This is a genomic window from Streptomyces rhizoryzae, assembly GCF_023155275.1.
Taxonomy (GTDB): Bacteria; Actinomycetota; Actinomycetes; order Streptomycetales; family Streptomycetaceae; genus Streptomyces; species Streptomyces rhizoryzae.
In genome coordinates this window covers 79,981-99,897 of the sequence record NZ_JALMUV010000014.1, presented here as the reverse complement: position 1 = coordinate 99,897, position 19,917 = coordinate 79,981, and the positions used below count along the sequence as shown (strand labels likewise).

The 19,917-nt window shown below is 73.1% G+C and carries 18 protein-coding genes; 11 read left to right on the top strand and 7 right to left on the bottom strand.

Features of this window, described 5'->3' with window-relative positions:
* Positions 1-72: 72 nt before the first annotated feature.
* From MUU72_RS14080 to MUU72_RS14050, 7 genes are read left to right on the top strand one after another with little or no spacing between them, the layout of a single operon-like run.
* The gene (locus MUU72_RS14080) at positions 73-1,080 is read left to right on the top strand and encodes an NAD-dependent epimerase/dehydratase family protein (RefSeq protein ID WP_248013559.1); all 1,008 of its coding nucleotides are present in this window, start codon (positions 73-75) and stop codon (positions 1,078-1,080) included.
* An 18-nt stretch (positions 1,081-1,098) separates the two neighbouring features.
* On the top strand, positions 1,099-2,388 hold the full coding sequence (locus MUU72_RS14075) for an activator-dependent family glycosyltransferase (protein WP_248013558.1): 1,290 nt from the start codon (positions 1,099-1,101) through the stop codon (positions 2,386-2,388).
* Positions 2,389-2,402: 14 nt separating this feature from the next.
* Positions 2,403-3,680 (top strand): activator-dependent family glycosyltransferase, encoded by a 1,278-nt coding sequence (locus MUU72_RS14070; protein WP_248013557.1) that lies wholly within the window; start codon positions 2,403-2,405, stop codon positions 3,678-3,680.
* 19 nt (positions 3,681-3,699) lie between these two features.
* Positions 3,700-4,998, top strand: coding sequence for an activator-dependent family glycosyltransferase (locus tag MUU72_RS14065; protein ID WP_248013556.1), 1,299 nt, complete (start codon positions 3,700-3,702; stop codon positions 4,996-4,998).
* Positions 4,999-5,001: 3 nt separating this feature from the next.
* A complete protein-coding gene (locus tag MUU72_RS14060) occupies positions 5,002-6,285 on the top strand; it encodes an activator-dependent family glycosyltransferase (RefSeq protein ID WP_248013555.1) in 1,284 nt (427 codons plus the stop codon).
* Between the two features lie 23 nt (positions 6,286-6,308).
* A complete protein-coding gene (locus MUU72_RS14055; protein ID WP_248013554.1) occupies positions 6,309-7,586 on the top strand; it encodes an activator-dependent family glycosyltransferase in 1,278 nt (425 codons plus the stop codon).
* A 19-nt stretch (positions 7,587-7,605) separates the two neighbouring features.
* Positions 7,606-8,874, top strand: a complete 1,269-nt coding sequence (locus MUU72_RS14050; protein WP_248013553.1) for an activator-dependent family glycosyltransferase — start codon at positions 7,606-7,608, stop codon at positions 8,872-8,874.
* Positions 8,875-8,905: 31 nt separating this feature from the next.
* Here MUU72_RS14050 and MUU72_RS14045 read toward each other — a convergent pair whose 3' ends face one another.
* Both MUU72_RS14045 and MUU72_RS14040 read right to left on the bottom strand, forming a co-directional pair.
* Complete coding sequence (locus MUU72_RS14045) at positions 8,906-9,607, bottom strand: YqeB family protein (RefSeq protein ID WP_248013552.1); 702 nt, start codon at positions 9,605-9,607, stop codon at positions 8,906-8,908.
* Positions 9,608-9,674: 67 nt separating this feature from the next.
* The gene (locus tag MUU72_RS14040) at positions 9,675-10,850 is read right to left on the bottom strand and encodes a sensor histidine kinase (RefSeq protein WP_248013551.1); all 1,176 of its coding nucleotides are present in this window, start codon (positions 10,848-10,850) and stop codon (positions 9,675-9,677) included.
* 303 nt (positions 10,851-11,153) lie between these two features.
* On the opposite strand from MUU72_RS14040, the gene MUU72_RS14035 reads away from it, so the two are divergent.
* From MUU72_RS14035 to sbnB, 3 genes are read left to right on the top strand one after another with little or no spacing between them, the layout of a single operon-like run.
* The gene (locus MUU72_RS14035) at positions 11,154-12,665 is read left to right on the top strand and encodes a 4-hydroxyphenylacetate 3-hydroxylase family protein (RefSeq protein WP_308403815.1); all 1,512 of its coding nucleotides are present in this window, start codon (positions 11,154-11,156) and stop codon (positions 12,663-12,665) included.
* A gap of 4 nt (positions 12,666-12,669) precedes the next feature.
* Complete coding sequence (gene sbnA / locus MUU72_RS14030; protein ID WP_248013549.1) at positions 12,670-13,698, top strand: 2,3-diaminopropionate biosynthesis protein SbnA; 1,029 nt, start codon at positions 12,670-12,672, stop codon at positions 13,696-13,698.
* On the top strand, positions 13,692-14,681 hold the full coding sequence (sbnB, locus tag MUU72_RS14025) for a 2,3-diaminopropionate biosynthesis protein SbnB (protein WP_248013548.1): 990 nt from the start codon (positions 13,692-13,694) through the stop codon (positions 14,679-14,681). The genes sbnA and sbnB overlap by 7 nt, the downstream gene beginning before the upstream one ends.
* Before the next feature lie 123 nt (positions 14,682-14,804).
* On the opposite strand, the gene MUU72_RS14020 is transcribed toward sbnB, so the two are convergent.
* The 5 genes from MUU72_RS14020 to MUU72_RS14000 form a co-directional block, all read right to left on the bottom strand.
* On the bottom strand, positions 14,805-15,797 hold the full coding sequence (locus tag MUU72_RS14020; protein WP_248013547.1) for a Gfo/Idh/MocA family protein: 993 nt from the start codon (positions 15,795-15,797) through the stop codon (positions 14,805-14,807).
* A 74-nt stretch (positions 15,798-15,871) separates the two neighbouring features.
* Entirely contained in the window at positions 15,872-16,471 is a 600-nt protein-coding gene (locus tag MUU72_RS14015; RefSeq protein ID WP_248013609.1) for a dTDP-4-dehydrorhamnose 3,5-epimerase family protein, read from the bottom strand.
* Positions 16,472-16,560: 89 nt separating this feature from the next.
* Positions 16,561-17,913 carry an NDP-hexose 2,3-dehydratase family protein gene (locus tag MUU72_RS14010; protein ID WP_248013546.1) on the bottom strand — a complete coding sequence of 451 codons (1,353 nt, stop codon included), beginning with the start codon at positions 17,911-17,913 and terminating at the stop codon, positions 16,561-16,563.
* Between the two features lie 14 nt (positions 17,914-17,927).
* Positions 17,928-19,037 carry a DegT/DnrJ/EryC1/StrS family aminotransferase gene (locus tag MUU72_RS14005; RefSeq protein ID WP_248013545.1) on the bottom strand — a complete coding sequence of 370 codons (1,110 nt, stop codon included), beginning with the start codon at positions 19,035-19,037 and terminating at the stop codon, positions 17,928-17,930.
* Positions 19,038-19,116: 79 nt separating this feature from the next.
* The gene (locus MUU72_RS14000) at positions 19,117-19,650 is read right to left on the bottom strand and encodes a GNAT family N-acetyltransferase (protein ID WP_248013544.1); all 534 of its coding nucleotides are present in this window, start codon (positions 19,648-19,650) and stop codon (positions 19,117-19,119) included.
* A gap of 21 nt (positions 19,651-19,671) precedes the next feature.
* Here MUU72_RS14000 and MUU72_RS13995 point away from each other — a divergent pair, with 21 nt between their 5' ends.
* The gene (locus MUU72_RS13995; RefSeq protein ID WP_248013543.1) at positions 19,672-19,821 is read left to right on the top strand and encodes a hypothetical protein; all 150 of its coding nucleotides are present in this window, start codon (positions 19,672-19,674) and stop codon (positions 19,819-19,821) included.
* Positions 19,822-19,917 lie beyond the last annotated feature (96 nt).

Genomic DNA, 19,917 nt, shown 5'->3' with positions numbered 1-19,917 from the left:
ACACCCCCTGGCGCCCGCCGCGGCAGGGGCGCCGCAGCCGCCACCCACCGCAACAGGAATTGAGGAGAACCAGTGCCAGGTCAGGGAACGGGACCGCTGATCACCGTCCTCGGGGCCTCGGGCCTGCTCGGCACGGCCGTCAGCAGGGAGCTGGCGGGCCGGCCGGTCCGCCTCCGGCTCGTCGGCCGCCGCCCGGTGACCGTGCCGCCGCACCCCGTCGCGCGGATCGAGGAGCGCCGGGTCGACCTCACCCGGCCCGGGGCGGTCGCCGAGGCGATCGCCGGTGCCGATGTGGTGATCCACCTCGTCGCGCACATCTCCGGCTCGGGCACCTGGCGGGTGGCCGACGGCGACACCCTGGCCGAGCGGGTCAACCTCGGCCTGGTGCACGACGTGATCGAGGCGGTCCGGGCCGCCCGCCCGGCACGCCCGCCGGCCCTGCTGTTCTCCGGCTCGCTCTCCCAGACCGCCCGGGTGCCCGCCGCGCTGGCCGCCGGCGGTGTCCAGCCGGACGCGCTGCTGACCGCCTACGACCGGCACAAGCTGGCCGCCGAGCGGGCCATCGCCGACGCCACCGACGAGGGCCTGGTGCGCGGCAGCACGCTGCGCCTGTCCACCCTCTACAGCCTCGGCACCGACCCCGCCGACCTGGACCGCGGGGTGGTGGCGTCCATGACCCGGCGCGCCGTCGAGGGGCAGCCGCTCACCGTCTGGCACGGCGGCACCGCCAAGCGCGACCTGCTCGGCATCGACGACGCGGCCCGGGCCTTCACCGCGGCGCTGGACGCGCTCGACGCGGTCGCCGGGCGGGCCTGGGAGATCGGCACCGGCGAACAGACCAGCGTGGCCGAGCTGTTCGCGGGGATCGCGCAGGCGGTGTCCCGGCAGACCGGCCGCCCGCCGGTGCCCGTGGTGGACACCGCGCCCGCCGAGTACGCCATGCCCACCGACCAGCTCGACTTCGTCCTGCGCTCCGCCGCGTTCCGGGACGTGACCGGCTGGGCGCCGCGCGTACCGCTCCACGAGGGGCTGGACCGGATCGCCGCCGCCGTCGCGCGGCAGCACCGCACCCCCGCCTGACCGACTCCGAGGGACACGATGCGAATACTGTTCACCACCACCCCGGACAAGAGCCTGTTCCAGCAGATGGTGCCGCTGGCGTGGGCGCTGCGCACGGCCGGCCACGAGGTCCGCGTCGCCGCCCCGCCGAAGTTCGCCTCCGTCATCACCCAGGCCGGGCTCACCGCCGTACCCGTCGGCAGCGACCGCCCGATCTGGCGGCTGCCGCAGCTCGACCCGGAGCGGATGGAGGCCGAGCGCAAGGGCCTGCCCGCCCCGTACAGCGCCGCCGAGCAGGCGCCGGAGGACCTCGACTGGGCCACGCTCAAGGCCGGTTACGAGCAGGTCGTCGGCCACTGGCACAAGACCGACAACTTCCCGATGACCGCCGACCTGGTGGAGTTCGCCCGCCACTGGCGCCCCGACCTGGTCATCTGGGAGCCGCTCAGCTACGTCGGCGCGATCGCCGCCAAGGCCACCGGCGCCGCGCACGCCCGGCTGCTGTGGAGCATCGACGTCCTGGGCCAGACCCGCAGCCACTTCCTGCGGCTGAAGGCCGAGCAGCCGCCCGCGGAGCAGAGCGACCCGCTCGCCGAGTGGCTCGGCGGCTACGCCCGCAAGTACGGCGGCGAGTACACCGAGGACCTGGCCACCGGCCACTTCTCGCTCGACCAGTTCCCGCCCTCGATGCGGATGGCCGCGGAGGGCATCCGCTACGTCCCGATGCGGTACGTGCCCTACGGCGGGCCCGCGGTGGTTCCGACGTGGCTGCGGGAGGAGCCCGCCAGGCCGCGCGTGGCGCTGACCCTGGGCATCGCCGCGACCAGCCGCTTCGCCGGCCACGTCGCCGACGTCGGGGACATCCTGGAGGCGCTGGACGGCCTGGACATCGAGGTGGTCGCCACGCTCGCCGAGTCCGAGCAGCGCAAGCTCCGGCGCGTCCCGGACAACGCCCGGGTGGTCTCGTACGTCCCGCTGCACGCCCTGCTGCCCACGTGCAGCGCGGTGATCAACCACGCCGGCCCGGGCACCTTCCTGACCACCACCCTCAACCCGGTCCCGCAGGTCGCCGTGCCCTGGGACTTCGACGAACCGGAGCTGGCCCGGCGGGCCGCCGCCACGGGCGCGGTGCTGACCCTGCGCGCCGACCGGGCCACCGGCGAGGCGGTGCGGGAGAGCCTGCTGCGGGTGCTGAACGAACCGGCGTTCGCGAAGGCCGCCGCGGACCTGCGGGACCAGTTCCGCGCGCTGCCCACGCCCAACGAGCTGGTGCCCGAACTGGAGCGGCTGACCGAGGAGTACCGCTCCCCCGCCCGACGATCCGCGTGAGGAGGCCCCGCACCATGCGCGTCCTGTTCGCCACCAACCCGCACAAGAGCATCTTCCAGTACATGGCCCCGCTGGCCTGGGCGCTGCGCACCGCCGGCCACGAGGTCCGCTTCGCCAGCCAGCCCGACTTCGCCCCGGTCATCACCCAGGCCGGGCTGACCGCCGTCCCCGTGGGCCGCGACCACGCCAAGCTGTGGGCGGCCCGCGCGCCCAAGTCCGGCTTCGAGGCGGGCCGGGCGGGCATCGAGGAGCCCTACGACGCCTTCACCGACCCGGAGAAGGACACCTGGGAGTACCTGGCGCCCGGGCTGGCCCGCGCGGTGGCCGACCGCCACCGCCAGACCGCCTTCCCGATGATCGCCGGACTGGTGGAGTTCGCCCGGCAGTGGCGGCCCGACCTGGTGATCTGGGACCCGCTGACCTTCGCCGCGCCGATCGCGGCCACCGCCGCCGGCGCCGCGCACGCCCGGCTGCTCTTCGGCATCGACGTGCACGGCGGGGTCCGGCAGCAGTTCCTGCGTCTGGCGGCGCAGCGGCCGCCCGGCGAGCGCACCGACCCGTTCGCCGACTGGCTGGGCGGCTACGCCCGCTCGTACGGCCGGGAGTTCACCGAGTCGATGGTCACCGGGCACTTCACCATCGACCAGTTCCCCCGCAGCCTCCAGATCGAGGCGCCCGGACTCACCTACCTGCGGACCCAGTTCATCCCCTACGGCGGGCCCGCCACCGTCCCGAAGTGGCTGTGGCAGCGGCCCGAGAAGCCGCGGGTCGCGCTCACCATGGGGCTGAGCGCCACCGACGTCTACGACGGCTACACCGTGCGCACCCAGGACCTCCTCGACGCGCTGGCCGACCTGGACATCGAACTGGTCGCCACCATCGCCGACAGCGAGAAGGCCAAGCTCCGGCACGTCCCGGACAACGCCCGCCTGGTGCCCTACGTCCCGCTGCACCACCTCGCCCCCACCTGCTCCGCCTTCATCCACCACGCCGGCGCCGCCAGCCTCGCCACGGTCGCCCGCCACCCCGTGCCGCACCTGGCCCTGCACTACCACTACGACCAGCCGATCCTGGCCCGGAAGCTCACCGAGCACGGCGCGGGACTGGACCTGCACACCAGCCAGGCCACCGGCCAGGCCGTCCGCGACGCGGTGCAGCGCCTGCTGAAGGAACCGCACTTCACCGAGCGCGCGGCCGCCCTGCGCGACGAGACCCTCGCCCTGCCCACCCCCAACCAGCTCGTCCCACAGCTGGAAGAGCTCACCGCCCGCTACCGCACCACCCCCGCCTGAACCCCTGGAAGGCAGCCCCATGCGAGTCCTGTTCACCGCCTATCCGGAGCGCACGCACTTCCTCCTCATGGCCCCGCTGGCGTGGGCGCTGCGCACCGCCGGCCACGAGGTCCGGTTCGCCAGCCAGCCGAAGTTCACCGGGGAGATCACCCAGGCCGGGCTGACCGCCGTCCCCGTCGGCCGGGACCGCGACCTGTGGCAGATCCTCTCCCGGGACCCCGCCTGGCTGGGCCAGTCCGACAAGGGCGGGATGCCGCTGCCGTACGACGTGGCCGACCTCCCGGACGAGGAGATCACCTGGGAGTACCTCCGCGACGGCTACGCGGCGCAGGTCGACCGCTGGCACAAGACCAGCAACGTGCCGATGGTCGCCGACCTGGTGGAGTTCGCCCGGAACTGGCAGCCGGACCTGGTCGTCTGGGAGCCGCTCACCTACGCCGGCGCGATCGCCGCCGAGGCCGTCGGCGCCGCCCACGTCCGGCTGCTGTTCGGCATCGACATGTACGGCGTGGCCCGCGAGCACTTCCTGCGGCTGGCCGCGCAGCAGCCCGAGGGCGCGCGCACCGACCCCATGGCCGAGTGGCTGGGCGGCTACGCCCGCAAGTACGGCTTCGCGTTCGGCGAGCAGCTGATCACCGGGCAGGCCACCGTCGACCTGGTCCCGGAGTGCCTCCAGCGCCGCGCCGGCGGCCTGGACTACCTCCCGCTGCGGTACGTGCCCTACGGCGGCCCGGCCGTCGTCCCGGCGTGGCTGCGCCGCCCGCCGGCGAAGCCGCGGGTCGCGCTCACCCTGGGCCTGAGCACCACCGGGCACGGCGGGGAGTACGCGGTGGGCGTGCAGGACGTGCTGGACTCGCTCGGCGACCTGGAGATCGAGGTGGTCGCCACCATCGCCGAGGCCGAGCAGCGCAAGCTGGCCCGGATCCCGGACAACACCACGGTGGCGTCCTTCCTGCCGCTGGACGCGCTCGCCGCGACCTGCGACGCGGTGATCCACCACGCCGGTTTCGGCACCCTGGCCACCACCGCGCTGCGCGGTCTGCCGCAGCTGACCCTGCCCTGGGACAACGACGGCCCGGCGCTGGCCGACGGCGTCGCGCGGGCCGGCGCGGGCCTGGTCCTCAACCCCAAGGAGGCCACCGGCGCGGACGTCCGGGACAGCCTGCTCAAGCTGCTGTCCGACCCGGGGATCCGCCAGGGCGCGGCCGGGCTGCGGGACCGGATGCTCGACCAGCCCGCGCCCAACGCCATGGTGGCCACGCTGGAGCGGTTCGCCGCCGAGCGGCGGCGCCCGGCCGGCGCGGTGAGCGGGGGCTGACCGATGCGCGTGCTGTTCGTCGCCAACCCCGAGAAGGCCCATGTGCTGCCCATGCTGCCGCTGGCGTGGGCGCTGCGCACCGCGGGCCACGAGGTGCGGGTCGCCGCCACCCCGTGGTTCACCGACGTGATCACCCAGGCCGGGCTGACCGCCGTGCCGGTCGGCCGCGACTACGACCTGTGGGAGCTGCTGCGCCGCCAGATGCACACGCTCCCGGACTGGTCCTACCGCCCGGAGTACGGTCTGCCCGCGCCCTACGACGTGGCGCAGGACCCGTCCCGGGCCGACTGGGACCACCTCGTCAAGGGGTACGAGGAGATCGTCCGCCTGTGGCACAAGCCGGCCAGTTTCCCGCTCATCGCGGACCTGGTGCGGTTCGCCCGCCAGTGGGGGCCGGACCTGGTGCTGTGGGAGCCGCTGGCGATGGCGGCGCCGATCGCCGCCGAGGCGGTGGGCGCCGCGCACGGCCGGCTGCTGTGGAGCGCGGACGCCTTCGGCGTCACCCGCGCCCACTTCCTGCGGCTGCGGGACGCACAGCCGGAGGGCGCCCGCACCGACCCGCTCGCCGACTGGCTCGGCGGCTACGCCCGGATGCACGGCGGCGAGTTCACCGAGTCCATGGTCACCGGGCACTTCACCGTCGACCAGCTCCCGGCGTCACTGCGGCTGCCGGGCGGCCCGCCGGTCCTGCCGATGCGGTTCGTCCCCTACGGCGGCCCCGCGGTGCTGCCGAAGTGGCTGTGGACCCCGCCCGAGCGGCCCCGGGTGGCGCTGACCATGGGCGTCAGCTCCACCGATCACGGCGCCGGGTACGAGATCGACGTCCAGGACGTGCTGGACGCGCTGGACGACCTCGACATCGAGGTGGTCGCCACCGTCGCCGAGGCCGAGCAGCGCAAGCTCGCCCGGGTGCCGGCCAACGCCCGCCTGGTGCCGTACGTGCCGCTGCACGCCCTGGCGCCGACCTGCGACCTGGCCATCCACCACGCCGGTTTCGGCACGTTCCTGACGATGGCCCAGCACCCGGTGCCGCAGCTGCTGCTGCCGTGGGACTTCGACGGGCCGGTGCTCGGCCGCCGCGCCGCGGAGCAGGGCGGCTCACTGACGATCGGGGCCGAGCGGGCGACCGTCCCGGCGGTCCGCGAGGCGGTGCTGCGGCTGCTCGGTGAGCCCGGCTTCCGGGAGCGGGCGGCGGCGCTCGGCGACGAGCTGCGCGCCCTGCCGAGCCCCAACGCGCTCGTCCCGCGGCTCGAGGAACTCACCGCCGCCCACCGCGTCGCCGGCTGAGGCCGGCCGGAAGGAAGACCACCATGCGCGTCCTGTTCACCGCCGCTCCCGGCACCAGCATCTTCCTGTCGATGGTGCCGCTGGCCTGGGCACTGCGGACCGCGGGCCACGAGGTCCGCTTCGCCAGCCAGCCGCGGTTCGCCGACGAGATCACCCGGGCCGGGCTCACCGCCGTCCCCGTGGGCCGCAACTACACCCTCTCCCGGGTCATGGAGTGGGCCGGCATCGACCCGTTCGAAGGGGTGCGGGCCGACCTGCCGCCCCCGTGGGACGTCGTCAACGACCCGGCGGGCGCGACCTTCGCGCACCTGCTGAAGGGCTGCGCCGCCCAGGTCGAGGACATCGACAAACCGGAGAACTTCCCGCTCGTCGCCGGACTGGTCGACTTCGCCCGCGCGTGGCGGCCCGACCTGGTGATCTGGGAGCCCTTCACCTACGCCGGCGCCATCGCGGCCAAGGCCAGCGGCGCCGCGCACGCCCGTCTGCTGTGGGGGCTGGACGTCTTCGGGGCGACCCGCGAGCACTTCCTGCGCCTCAAGGCCGAGCAGCCGGCCCACGCGCGGCCCGACCCGCTCGCCGAGTGGCTCGGCGGCTACGCCCGCAAGTACGGCGGGGAGTTCACCGAGGACATGACCACCGGGCACTTCACCATCGACCAGTTCCCCGGCTGCCTCCAGCTCGAAGCGGGCCACCTCGAGTACGTGCGCATGCAGTACGTGGCCTACAACGGCCCGGCGAGTGTGCCGAAGTGGCTGTGGGCGACGCCCGCGCGGCCCAGGGTGGCCCTGACGATGGGCCTGACCGCCACCGACCTCTTCGACGGCTACACCATCAACACCCAGGACGTACTGGACTCCCTCGCCGACCTCGACATCGAGGTGGTCGCCACCATCGCCGACGAGGAGAAGGCCAAGCTCCGGCGGATCCCGGACAACGCCCGGCTGCTGCCGTTCGTCCCGCTGCACGCCCTCGCGCCGACCTGCTCGGTGGTCATCCACCACGCCGGGCCCGGCACCATCGGCACCGTCGCCCGCCACGGCGTGCCCCAGCTGTCGGTCCCGTACAGCTTCGACGAACCGATCCTGGCCCGCCGGCTCACCGAGCGGGGCGCCGGGCTCGAACTGCCGCACGGCAAGGCCACCGGGCAGGCGGTCCGCGAGCACGTGCTGCGGCTGCTGAACGAGCCGGAGTTCCGCGCCGGAGCGGCCGCGCTGCGCGACGAGATGCTGGCCCTGCCCACCCCCAACGCCCTCGTCCCGCGGCTCGAGGAACTCACCGCCCGGCACCGCCCCGCCGCCTGACCCGGAGTCGACCGAACCCATGCGCGTACTGTTCACCTGCTATCCCGAGCGCACCCACTTCCTGCTCATGGCCCCGCTCGCCTGGGCGCTGCGCACCGCCGGCCACGACGTCCGGGTGGCCTGCCAGCCGAAGATGACCGAGGCCATCACCCAGGCCGGGCTCACCGCCGTCCCCGTGGGCAGCGACCGCGACCTGTGGCAGGTCGCCGGGCGGCTCACCGGCGCGGGCGCCCGGCTGGCACCGGGCCTGGCCGAGCCCTACGACGCGGTGGAGCGCGCGCCCGAGGACCTCACCCTGGACTGGATGCGCGAGGCGTACCGGGTCCGGATCGCGGCCGCGCACAAGATGACCAACGCGCCGCTGGCCGGCGCGCTGGTCGAGTACGCCCGGCAGTGGCGCCCCGACCTCGTCATCTGGGAGCCGCTGACGTTCGCCGGCGGAATCGCGGCCGAGGCCGTCGGCGCCGCGCACGCCCGGATGCTGATCGGCGCCGATGTCTACGGCATCGCCCGCCACCACTTCCTGCGGCTGCACGCCGAGCACGGCGGCGCCGGGGACGATCCGCTCGCCGCGTGGCTGGGCGGCTACGCCCGGCGGTACGGCGGGGAGTTCCGGGAGGAGCTGGTCACCGGGCAGTTCAGCATCGACCTGCTGCCGCCGCCGCTCCAGGTGCACGCGCCCGGCCACGACTACCGGTCGGTGCGCTTCACCCCGTACGGCGGCCCGGCGGTGGTGCCGCGCTGGCTGTGGCAGGCCCCCGAGCGGCCCCGGGTGGCGCTGACCATGGGGCTGACGGTGGCCGATCACGGCTTGGCCTACCCCGTCGACCTCCAGGACGTCCTCGACGCCGTCGCCGACCTGGACATCGAACTGGTGGCGACCGTCAAGGACGAGGCGCGGCAGCGGCTCGCGCGGATCCCGGACAACGCCCGGCTGGTGCCGTACGTGCCGATGCAGGCGCTGCTGCCGACCTGCGCGGCGGTCATCCACCACGCCGGGGTGGGCACGCTGACCACCGCCGCCTTCTACAGGGTGCCGCAGCTCGCCGTGCCGTGGGACGTGGACCAGCCGCTGCTGTCGGCGCGGCTGGCCGCGCAGGGCGCGGGACTGACCACGCACTCCACCGAGGCCACCGGGCAGATCATCCGCGACAGCCTCCTCCGGCTGCTGTCGGAGGACCGCTTCCGGGACGCCGCGGACCGGCTGCGGGCCGAGACGCTCGCCGTGCCGGACGCCAACGCCCTGGTCGCGGAGCTGGAGCAGCGGGCGGCCGCCGGGGTCCGCTGACGCGGTGCGGCGGCCGTCCCGCGGCCGCCCGTCAGCGGCTCACCGAGCGCCAGTACTGCCGCTTGTCCGCGTCGCGGACGACGATCCCGAGCCTGCGGAGTTCGTCGCGCAGCTCCCGGGGCTCGTCGCCGCCCGGCTTCCGCAGCGTCTCGGCGCGGGCCTTGAGCACCGCGTGCGCCTGCGCCGGCAGCTCGGGGCTGTCCGGGACCCAGAGCCGGAACTCCTCCTTGTGCGGGTCCTCGTCGGCCCAGGCGTAGCCGTGCGCGGTGAACGCCTCGGCGAGCCGGGCCGGCTTGTGGTCGCACTCCTCCCGGGCCAGCTCCTCGGTCTTCCGGCCGAGCAGCACGAGCTCCTTGCCGTCGCGGAAGGCCAGCGTGATCTCCTCGCCCGGGATCTCCCGGGTCTCGCCCTTGCGGCCGAGCACGACCCGGCGTGCGGAGACCTCCACCTTCAGCTCGTGCAGGGCGATCAGCCAGCCGGCGACGACGCCGGCCACCGCGCCGAGCGCGACCAGCCCGATGGTCAGCCCCGGCCGGGGGATCGAGGTCAGCAGCTTGGCCGGCCCCTGGAGGGGCGCCCAGGGCAGCGTCACGAGCCAGTTCGCCACCACCTCGGCCAGCCAGCCCAGGCCCGCCCCGAGCAGTCCGAGCACGACGCAGACCAGCACCTGGCCCGAGACCGGTTCGGCGAGCACCGTGGTCTCGTCCGCCTTGGGGTTCCGCTCTTTCTGCACGCCAGATCACTCCCACCATTCGAACGGGTACACCGGCTCCCGGCGCCCGTGGACATCGACAACTCGGCTATGTGCGGGGCCGCTCCGCGGCCGGCCACGGCAGCTCCGCGGTGACCTCCCACCCGCCGTCCCCGCCGGGCCCGTGGCTGAGGCGGCCGCCGGCCAGCGCGACCCGCTCGGCGAGGCCCGCCAGGCCCTGGCCGGGGGGCGCCGCGGGCGCCGCCGCCGGACCCGGCCGGTGCCGGGGCGCAGGACCGTTGGCCACCTCGACGCGCAGGCCCGCGCCCTCCTCCCCGGTCACCCGGACGTCGACCGGGGCGCCCTCCGCGTGCTTGCGGACGTTGGTGAGCGCCTCCTGGACGACGCGGTAGACCGTCCGGCCGGCCAGTTCCGGGACCGCTTCGGGGATCTCCGTGGCCAGTCGTACCCGCATTCCCGCCGCGCACGACTCGGCGACGAGCCGGTGCAGGTCGGCCAGCGTGGGCTGGGGCAGCCCGGCGGCCGGCGCCCGCAGCACGGTCAGCACCTCGCGCAGGTCCTGGAGCGCCTGGTGGGCGCTCTCCCGGATCACCCCGGCGGCCCGCGCGATGTCCTCGCTGGGGGCGTCGGGGCGGTACTCCAGCGCTCCGGCGTGCAGGCTCAGCAGCGACAGCCGGTGGCCGAGCACGTCGTGCATCTCCCGGGCCACCTCCTCCCGGGCCCGCAGCTGGGCCCGCTCGGCGCGCAACTCGGCCTCGGCGGCGACCCGTTCGAGCAGCTGGCGGCGGTGGCGGACGAACAGGCCCCAGCCGACCGCGGTGCCCTGGGCGAGGGCGCCGAAGAGGAAGTAGAACAGCCAGTCCGGCAGCACCGCGGCGGGCCGGACCACGGCGTCCGAGACCACCGTCACCAGGCTCACCGCGTAGACGGCCGCGGTGGTGCGCGGCGGGCGGTGGACGGCGACCGAGAACAGCGCCACGAGCATGGCGCCGGAGGCCATCTCGAACGGCACCGACAGCGCGATCAGCGCGAGCGCGACCGCCACCGGCCGGCGCCGCCGCAGCCACAGCAGCACACAGCCGCCGACCGCGGCTATCTGCTCGACGTGGAACCAGTCCAGGCCGCCGAGGTCGAATCCGGCCCGGCCGCGGCTTTTCGCGCTGAACACGCCGTAGGCCACGGCGAGAAGAAAGAAGACGGTGTCCACGGTCCAGTCCCGGGGACTCCGCCGTACGGGCGCGGGAGCGGTCACGTTGACGGGCACGGCCGGGACTTTACCGGCCCGATCCCTTCCCGCGGCCTGGACGGACGGTGGACGATACCTTGGTCGGACGGTTGGAGACTTTCGTCTCGAACGGCGCCGCTGGGACAGCATCGTGCACGTCCGGCCCTGTCTCGCCGGCGGGACGGAGAATTCTCTCCGGTTTTCCCGCGGCCCGGATTGTGTTTTCCCTTCCCCGCCACCGACGCGGCCTCATCTGTCAGGCCGGCGCCCTTTCTGCGAGAGAAGACCGAGTTGACGAAAGCGTCAGGTACGAATATGGACGCGCCGAACGGTGTCGCTCCCATGACCGGTGCGGAATACCTGGAATCCCTCCGGGACGGGCGCGAGGTCTACATCCACGGTGAGCGGGTCGAGGACGTCACCGCGCACCCCGCGTTCCGCAACAGCTCGCGCTCGCTCGCGCAGCTCTACGACGTGCTGCACGCACCGGAGTCCCGCGGGGTGCTGAGCGTGCCCACGGACACCGGCAACGGCGGCTTCACCCACCCCTTCTTCAAGACCGCCCGCAGTGCGGAGGACCTCATCAGCGCGCGCGAGGCGATCGTCGCCTGGCAGCGCCTGGTGTACGGCTGGATGGGCCGCACCCCGGACTACAAGGCCGCGTTCTTCGGGACGCTGGAGGCGAACGCCGACTTCTACGGCCCGTTCCGCGACAACGCGCTGCGCTGGTACCGCGAGGCGCAGGAGCGGGTGCTGTACTTCAACCACGCGATCGTCCACCCGCCGGTGGACCGCGACCGCCCGGCCGACCGGACCGCCGACGTCTGCGTGCACGTCGAGGAGGAGACCGACGCCGGGCTGGTGGTCTCCGGCGCGAAGGTCGTGGCGACGTCCTCGGCGCTCACCAACGCCAACCTCATCGCGCACATGGGCCTGCCGCTGCGCGACAAGCGGTTCGGCGCGATGTTCACCGTGCCGATGAACGCCCCGGGCCTCAAGCTCTTCTGCCGCACCTCCTACGAGATGCACGCCGCGCTGCTCGGCAGCCCCTTCGACTACCCGCTGTCGAGCCGGCTGGACGAGAACGACTCGATCATGGTCCTCGACCGGGTGCTGGTCCCCTGGGACAACGTCTTCATGTACGACGCGGTGTCGGCCAACGCCTTCGCCACCCGCTCGGGCTTCCTGGAGCGCTTCACCTTCCACGGCTGCACCCGCCTGGCGGTCAAGCTGGACTTCATCGCCGGCTGCCTGCTGAAGGCCGTCGAGGTGACCGGCACCTCCGGCTTCCGGGGCGTGCAGGCGCAGATCGGCGAGGTGCTCAACTGGCGCGACATGTTCTGGGGCATGTCCGACGCGATGGCGAAGTCGCCGACCCCGTGGCACAACGGCGCGGTCCAGCCCAACCTCAACTACGGCCTGGCGTACCGCACGTTCATGGGCATCGGCTACCCGCGCATCCGGGAGATCATCCAGCAGACCGTCGGCAGCGGCCTGATCTACCTCAACTCCCACTCCAGCGACTGGAAGAACCCCGAGATACGCCCCTACCTGGACCGCTATCTGCGCGGCTCGCGCGGGGTCGAGGCGGTGGACCGGGTCAAGCTGCTGAAGCTGCTGTGGGACGCGGTCGGCACCGAGTTCGCCGGCCGGCACGAGCTGTACGAGCGCAACTACGGCGGCGACCACGAGGGCATCCGCGTGCAGACCCTGCTCAGCTACCAGGCGCGGGGCCAGGCCGACACCCTGAAGGGGTTCGCCGACCAGTGCATGGCGGAGTACGACCTCGACGGCTGGACCCGGCCGGACCTGTTCGGCCCGGAGGACCTGCCGCGCCTGGCCACCGGGGGCTGACGCGGTGGCCGCGCAACCCCTCGAAGGCATCCTCGCCGCGGTCGGGGACACCCCGCTGGTCGAACTGTCCCGGCTCGCCGGCGCGTTCGGCTACCCGTTCCGGGTCTTCGCCAAGGTCGAGCGCTTCAACCCCGGCGGCAGCATCAAGGACCGCTCGGCGCTCAGCATGCTCCGCGAGGCGATCCGCACCGGCGAGGTGGTGCCCGGCCGGACCACGGTGATCGAGTCCAGCTCGGGCAACCTCGCCATCGGCATCGCCCAGATCTGCTGCTACTACGGCCTGCGGTTCATCTGCGTGGTGGACGCCCGCACCACCGAGCAGAACCGCGCCATCCTGCGCGCCTACCGCGCCGAGGTCGAGGTGGTCACCGAGCCCGATCCGGCGTCCGGCGAGTACCTGCCGCAGCGGCTGCGCCGGGTGGCGGAGCTGGCCGCGGCCCTCCCGGACTCCTACGTGCCCGGCCAGTACGGCAACCCGTTCAACCCCCGGGCGCACCTGGAGACCATGCGGGAGATCGACCAGGCGCTGGACGGCGCGGTGGACTACCTCTTCTGCGCGGCCGGCACCACCGGGACGCTGAACGGCTGCGCCGCGTACGTGCGCGGGCGCGGGCTGCCGACGACGGTGGTCGCGGTGGACGCGGTGGGCAGCCGGATCTTCGGCTCCCCGGTGGTGTGCCCGCGGCTCATCCCCGGGCACGGCGCCGCCGTCGTACCGGCCCTCTTCGACCCCACGGCCGCCGACCGCGTGGTGCACGTCAGCGACCTGGAGGCGGTGGTCGGCTGCCGCCGGCTGGTGCGGCACGAGGCCATCCTCGCCGGGGGCTCCTCCGGTGCGCTGGTCGCCGCGCTGGAGCAGGCCGCGCCGGACATCCCGCCGGGGGCGTCCTGCGTGCTGGTCCTGCCGGACGGCGGCGACCGCTACCTCGACACCATCTACTCCGACGCCTGGGTGCGTCACCACTTCGGCGAGGTCTCGCACCTGTGGGCGAAACCGGCCTCGCCCGACCCGAAGGAGACCGTCTCTTGCTGATCATCCGCCATGACGAGGTCCGGGAGCTGCTCCGGGGCCAGGAGCAGCGGGTGCTCTCGCTGGTGGCCGACGCCTACCGGCTGCACGACGAGGGCCGCACCGCCCTGCCGCACTCGGTGTTCCTGCGCTTCCCGGACCGCGCCCGGGACCGGATCATCGGCCTGCCCGCCTACGTGGGGGGCGAGGACGCGGTCGCCGGGATGAAGTGGATCGCCAGCTTCCCCGGGAACGTCGCCGAGGGCCGGGCGCGCGCCAGCGCCGCCATGCTGCTCAACTCCATGGCCGACGGCACCCCGCAGGCGCTGATCGAGGCATCGCTGATCTCGGCCCAGCGCACCGCGGCCTCCGCCGCGCTGGCCGCCGCCCAGCTCGCCCCGGACCCGGCGCCGCAGGGCATCGCCCTGATCGGCACCGGCCCGATCAACCACGAGGTGCTGCGGTTCGCCAAGGCCCAGCTGCCGTCGCTGCGCGAGGCCGTGGTCTTCGACCTGGACCGGGCGAGGGCCGCGGCCTTCGCCGACCGGGCCGGCGAGCTGGCCCCCGACGTCACCTTCACCGTCGCCGATCAGGTGGAGCAGGCGCTCGGCAGCCAGCCGCTGGTCTCCCTGGCGACCTCCGCCGTGGAGCCCCACCTGGACCTCGCCGCCTGCCCGGCCGGGGCGACGGTGCTGCACGTCTCGCTGCGCGATCTGACGGTGGAGGCGGTCCTCGGCGCGCAGAACGTCGTCGACGACGCCGACCACGTCTGCCGCGAGCGCACCACCCTGCACCTCGCCGAACTGGCCACCGGCGGGCGGGAGTTCATCGCCGCCTCGCTGGGGGCGCTGCTGCGCGGCACGTCCGCGTTCCGCCGGGACCCGGCGCGCACCGCGGTCTTCTCCCCCTTCGGCCTGGGCATCCTGGACCTGGCGCTGGCCCGCTGGGTGCGCGACGAGGCCGGCGCGCGCGGTACGGGCGTCCGCGTCGAGGGCTTCCTGCCGTAGGGGGCCCCGCCGCTCCGCGCCCACAACGCCGGCTGCCGTGCTCTCCCGAGGAATATCGGGAGGGCACGGCAGTCGGCGTTGTGCGGCCCGGCCGGGAGCGGCGGGGCCCGGATCGGCGGGCGCTCAGATCTCCACCAGCAGCGCGTTCCGCCGGATGTCCTCGATCAGTGCGGCCTGCCGCAGCGATCCCTCCTGCTGCTCGGCCACGTCCTGGCCGCCGAGCACCGCCTCCACGAAGGTGTCGATGACGTTGGCGAACTGGTGGTCGGCGGGGAGCACGAACTGCTCGCTGTGGTCCTGCCGCTCGACCCGCATCACCGGCTGGTAGGTCTCCGGCGGGGTGAAGGCGCGGTCCAGCACGATGCGGCCGGTGCTGCCGTAGAGGCTGTAGGTGTTGCGGTAGGAGTGCTCCATGCCGAACGTCAGCCGGGCCGGGATGCCCGTGGGCGTGTAGAGCAGCACGCTGCCGGACATCACCACGCCCCGCTGCCGGTCGTGCCGGAACACCGCGCCGGCCACCTTCAGCTCGCTGCCCAGGAAGAACTGCGCGGCCCGTACCGGGTAGCCGCCGAAGTCCAGGAACGCGCCGCCGCCGACGTCGCGCTGGTAGCGGATGTCGCCCACCGGCTTCGGCGGGATGGTGAACGCGCTGGAGAATCCCCGGAGTTCCCCGATGGCGTCCCCGGCCAGCGCCTTGTGCACCGCGGTGTGCTGCGAGTGGTAGAGGAACATGTAGTTCTCCAGCAGCACCAGGCCCCGCTCCCGGGCCCGGGCGACCAGCTCGCGGGTGTCCTCGTAGCCGGCCGTCAGCGGCTTCTCGACCAGGACGTGCTTGCCCGCGTCCAGCGCCCGGGAGACCCATTCGGCGTGCAGCAGGCCGGGCAGCGGGATGTAGACGGCGTCGACGTCGGCGCGGTCGAGCAGGGCGCCGTAGCCTTCGAGCGGCACCCCGCCGAACCGGTCGGTGAACCGCGTCGCGGACCGCTCGTCCCGGCTGGCGATCGCCGTGACCTGCACGGCGGCGTTGCCCTCCATGGCCGGGAGCGTCCGCCGCCAGGCGATATCCGCACACCCCATGATCCCGATGCGCAGTCGGTCGCTCGTGCTATTGAACATGTGGGAGAACTCCGCTCAGCGTGGGAAGCAGGGGTGAGAAGAAGAGGGGAGCGGTCGCCTGTGCCGCGGCGGCGTCAGGCGTCGGCCGAGCGCTTTCCCAGCGCCGCGTAGTGGGCCAGGCACTCCTCATAGGTGGGAAGCAGTCCTTGGGACACCGCTTCGGCCAGGGTGGGCGCCGAGGCGTCCTTCTCCGACATGACCGGCGGTTCCGTGAGCCCCCAGGGGATGCCGATGTCCGGGTCCAGGGGGTTGACTTCGATCATCGTGCCGGGGACGTACGCCTCCGAGCACAGGTAGTTCATGCAGGCGTTGTCGGTGAGGGTCAGGAAGGCGTGGCCGATGCCGTCCGCCAGGTACACCGCGGTGCCGGACTCCTCGTCCTGCGGTGTCAGGTCGTACATCCCGAAGGTGGGCGAGCCCACCCGCAGGTCCACCGCGACGTCCAGCACCGCGCCGCGCACACAGGTGACGAGCTTGGCCTGGCCGGGCGGGAGGAAGGTGCTGTGGATCCCGCGCATGGTGTTCCGGCGGCTGACGGAGTAGTTCGCCTGCCCGACGGTGAACGGATAGCCGATGATCTCCGTGAGCGTCTCGGCGCGGAACGCCTCGAAGAACGAACCGCGCAGGTCCGGGATCTTGTTGGGGACGATGCGATACGCCCCCTTGATTGTCATTTCGGTCACTCGTGCCGCATCAAACATGGCCCACCAGTCTCGTCAGCTCGCAGTCGGTCGCACGCATACGGATCACCCGCCGGGCCCGCTCAGCAGAGGCTGAGCAGGCAGGTCAGCAGGGAGCGGGCCTCGATGTTGAGGTAGTGGCCGTGGCGCAGCAGGTCGGTCAGCTGCCGGGCCGTCATCCAGCACAGGTGCGGCTCCACGTCCAGCGGGAAGTCCTCGCCCACCTCGATGATCTGATAGCGCGTCAGGGCGTGGTGGAAGCGGCCGCCCTCCTCCGAGAGCACCTGGTCGTAGCGGGTGGTGCCGCCGCCCGGCGCCAGCGCGGCGCGCAGCACGTCCTCCTGGACGGCGTCCGGGCCCTGCCCGGGGTGCAGATGCACCGTCGGCGCCATCTCCACCTGGTCCATCAGGCCGTACTCCGGCCGGGCCCGCACCAGCAGGTGGAGCACCCCGCCGATGGTGCGGGCGAGGAACACCGCCCGGCCCTCACCGCGCGGGTGGAGCAGCGGCTGCGTCCAGCGGGTGACCTCCCGGGTGCCGGCCGCCACCCGCACCGCGATGATGCGGAAGTTCTCCGCCCCCTCGTCGGTGATCTCCCAGTCGTCGCGCTTCCAGCCGGCGACCCCGGCCAGCGGCACCAGCCGGGCGGTCCAGTCGCACCGGGTCTTCGCCTCGGTGAACCAGCTCAGGATCCCGCCCGCGGTGTCCGGCACGTACCGGCTCTCCGCCGCGCCCTGGTACTGGTACGAGCGCACCAGCGCGTCCCGGAACGCGTCGCCGGTCGGCGCCACGGCCTCGTCCGGGAGCATGAACGGCATGCACGACAGGACCGTGCGGGCGTCCATGTTGACGAGGTTGTCCACCGCCATCAGCGCGCGGATCTGGTCGATGGTGAGCCAGCAGAAATCCTCGTGCAGCGGCACGTCACCGGTCGCCAGCACCACCATGTTGCGGTTGCGCTTGCGCCAGAACCAGGCGCCCTGCTCGGACTGGAGCACGTCCACCAGCACCTGGCCGCGCTGCGGACCGGTGAAGTGCTCCAGATAGCGGGTGCCGGCGCCCCGGTGCACCTTCATGTAGTTGCTGCGGGTCGCCTGCACGGTGGGCGAGAGCTGGATGGTGTTGGAGTTCCCCGGCTCCATCTTGGCCTGCATCAGGCAGTGCAGGACGCCGTCGAACTCCTTGACCAGGATGCCGAGGATGCCGATCTCCGGCTGGTTGATCACCGGCTGGGACCAGATCTCCGCGCCGCCGCTGCCGCCGGCGCGGACCTGGAGCCCCTCGACGGTGAAGAACCGCCCGCTGGTGTGGCCGAGATTGCCGGTCCCCGGGTCGAAACCCCAGGAATCCAGGTCGGCGAAGGGGATGCGCTCCACCGAGAATCCGCCCGCCCGGCGGCGCTCGGCCCACCAGGCGTGGAACTCGGCGGTGGACATGAGGCTCACCTCGGTCAGAGCCTTCCCATGACGTCGAACACCGCGTCGATGACCCGCTCCTGCTCCGCGTCGGACAGCGACGGGTACATCGGCAGCGAGAAGATCTCGTCGGCGACCTTGGTGGTGACCGGCAGCGCGTCCTTCCCGTAGCCGAGGTAGGCGAAGCCGGCCTGGGTGTGCACCGGCCACGGGTAGCTGATGTTCAGCGCGATGCCGTGGGCCTTGAGGCCCTCCATGAGCTGCTCCCGGCGCGGGTGGCGGACCACGTAGACGTAGTAGACGTGGTCGTTGCCCGGCGCGGTCCGCGGGGTGATCAGGTCGGTGCCCTTGAACGCGTCCGCGTAGCGGTCGGCGATCGCCCGGCGGCGGGCGATGTACGTGTCGAGGCGGGTCAGCTTGCGGCGCAGGATCTCGGCCTGCACCTCGTCCAGGCGGGCGTTGTGACCGGGCGTCTCGACGACGTAGTAGCGGTCCTCCATGCCGTAGAAGCGCAGCCGGCGCAGCCGGGCGTCCACCGCCGGGTCGTCGGTCACCGTGGCGCCGGCGTCGCCGTACGCGCCGAGCACCTTGGTCGGGTAGAAGGAGAACGCCGCGGCGTCGCCCATGGTGCCGGCGAGGCTGCCGTGGTGGCGGGCGCCGTGCGCCTGCGCGCAGTCCTCCAGGACGGCCAGGCCGTGCTGGGCGGCCAGCTCCTTGAGCGGCGCCATGTCCACGCACTGCCCGTACAGGTGCACCGGCAGCAGGCAGCGGGTGCGCGGCGTGATGGCGGCGGCGACCTGGTCGACCTCCATCAGGTACGTCTCGGGGTGGATGTCGACGAACACCGGGGTCGCGCCGACGGCGTTGATCGCCACGACGGTGGGCGCCGCGGTGTTGGAGACCGTGATCACCTCGTCACCGGGGCCGATGCCCAGGGCGCGCAGGCCCAGGACGATGGCGTTCGTTCCGTTGTCGACACCGACGCAGTGCGCGAGGCCGTGGTAGTCGGCGAACTCCCGCTCGAAGCCTTTGACGCTCTTCCCCAGCACCAGCTGCCCGGAGCTGAACACCGTGTCCACCGCGTCGAGAATGTCCGCGCGTTCCTTGTCGTACTCCGGCAAGTAACCCCACACATGCTGGGTCATCGCGGCACGTCACCTCCAACAGGGTTGCCGTCAGGATTGAAGAGTTGGCCGTGGGGAAGCGGACCGCCGCCCGGCCGTTTCAGACGATCTGCTTGAGCAGAGCCACACCGTGCGCGTTCCAGTCGTCACGGTGGATGGCGAAGATGTGGACGTCCCACAACCTGCCGTGGAAATACGTGTGGTCGGGAAGGACCGCCTCGGCGCGCACCATGGCGGAGTGGTCCGGTCCGAAACCGAGGGCGCCGGCGTCCGGCGACGTCCGGTGAATGTACACCTTGCGGACCCGCCACATCGCGAAGGCGAAGTTGGCGGTCAGCGCGTGCACCTCGCCGGCGAGTTCGGCGTTCTCCGGGCCGGCCAGGTGCACCTCGATCCGGACGTGCCCGGCGGGCGTGGGATCGGAGACGGTGCCGAGCCCGACGACCTCGCCGGTGTCCTTCCGGTGCACCAGGAAGCACGCCGAGAGCCCCGCCCCGAAATTCTTGGTGTAGGTGTCCAGCACGGGGAGTCCGGCGGTCCCCAGCCGGAAGAGGATCTGGTATGCCTCGGGGGCGTCCTCGGGGCCGGCCGGGCGCAGGGCGACCCGCCGGGTCTCGGTGTGCGGAAACAACATGGGCCTTCTGCCTCTTTCACCATGGATGAACCGGCCCGCCGGCCCGTCGTGAATCCCTTGATTTTCCGTACCGATTTCTATACCGCCGAGAATGCGGGCGGCAATGCGGCGGCCGGCGATATTCCGGCCGGTCCGGCGGTCGGTCAAGGCGCGGGAATCACCGGACGGTAGGCAGGCCCGCGGCCGGCGGTCAAGCGCTGACCAGGAAAGACGCGGCGGCTGTCTCGCCGGCGGGACGGCCCGCGCACAAGCCGGTGGTGATTCATT

What these genes read in the sequence shown, in the direction of transcription:
- MUU72_RS14005 (WP_248013545.1), bottom strand. Translation starts at nt 19,037, where the DNA reads ATGACCCAGCATGTGTGGGGTTACTTGCCGGAGTACGACAAGGAACGC.
- MUU72_RS14060 (WP_248013555.1), top strand. Translation starts at nt 5,002, where the DNA reads ATGCGCGTGCTGTTCGTCGCCAACCCCGAGAAGGCCCATGTGCTGCCC.
- MUU72_RS14070 (WP_248013557.1), top strand. Translation starts at nt 2,403, where the DNA reads ATGCGCGTCCTGTTCGCCACCAACCCGCACAAGAGCATCTTCCAGTAC.
- MUU72_RS13995 (WP_248013543.1), top strand. Translation starts at nt 19,672, where the DNA reads ATGGATGAACCGGCCCGCCGGCCCGTCGTGAATCCCTTGATTTTCCGT.
- MUU72_RS14050 (WP_248013553.1), top strand. Translation starts at nt 7,606, where the DNA reads ATGCGCGTACTGTTCACCTGCTATCCCGAGCGCACCCACTTCCTGCTC.
- MUU72_RS14055 (WP_248013554.1), top strand. Translation starts at nt 6,309, where the DNA reads ATGCGCGTCCTGTTCACCGCCGCTCCCGGCACCAGCATCTTCCTGTCG.
- MUU72_RS14035 (WP_308403815.1), top strand. Translation starts at nt 11,154, where the DNA reads ATGACCGGTGCGGAATACCTGGAATCCCTCCGGGACGGGCGCGAGGTC.
- MUU72_RS14000 (WP_248013544.1), bottom strand. Translation starts at nt 19,650, where the DNA reads ATGTTGTTTCCGCACACCGAGACCCGGCGGGTCGCCCTGCGCCCGGCC.
- MUU72_RS14010 (WP_248013546.1), bottom strand. Translation starts at nt 17,913, where the DNA reads ATGTCCACCGCCGAGTTCCACGCCTGGTGGGCCGAGCGCCGCCGGGCG.
- MUU72_RS14065 (WP_248013556.1), top strand. Translation starts at nt 3,700, where the DNA reads ATGCGAGTCCTGTTCACCGCCTATCCGGAGCGCACGCACTTCCTCCTC.
- MUU72_RS14015 (WP_248013609.1), bottom strand. Translation starts at nt 16,471, where the DNA reads ATGACAATCAAGGGGGCGTATCGCATCGTCCCCAACAAGATCCCGGAC.
- MUU72_RS14075 (WP_248013558.1), top strand. Translation starts at nt 1,099, where the DNA reads ATGCGAATACTGTTCACCACCACCCCGGACAAGAGCCTGTTCCAGCAG.
- MUU72_RS14020 (WP_248013547.1), bottom strand. Translation starts at nt 15,797, where the DNA reads ATGTTCAATAGCACGAGCGACCGACTGCGCATCGGGATCATGGGGTGT.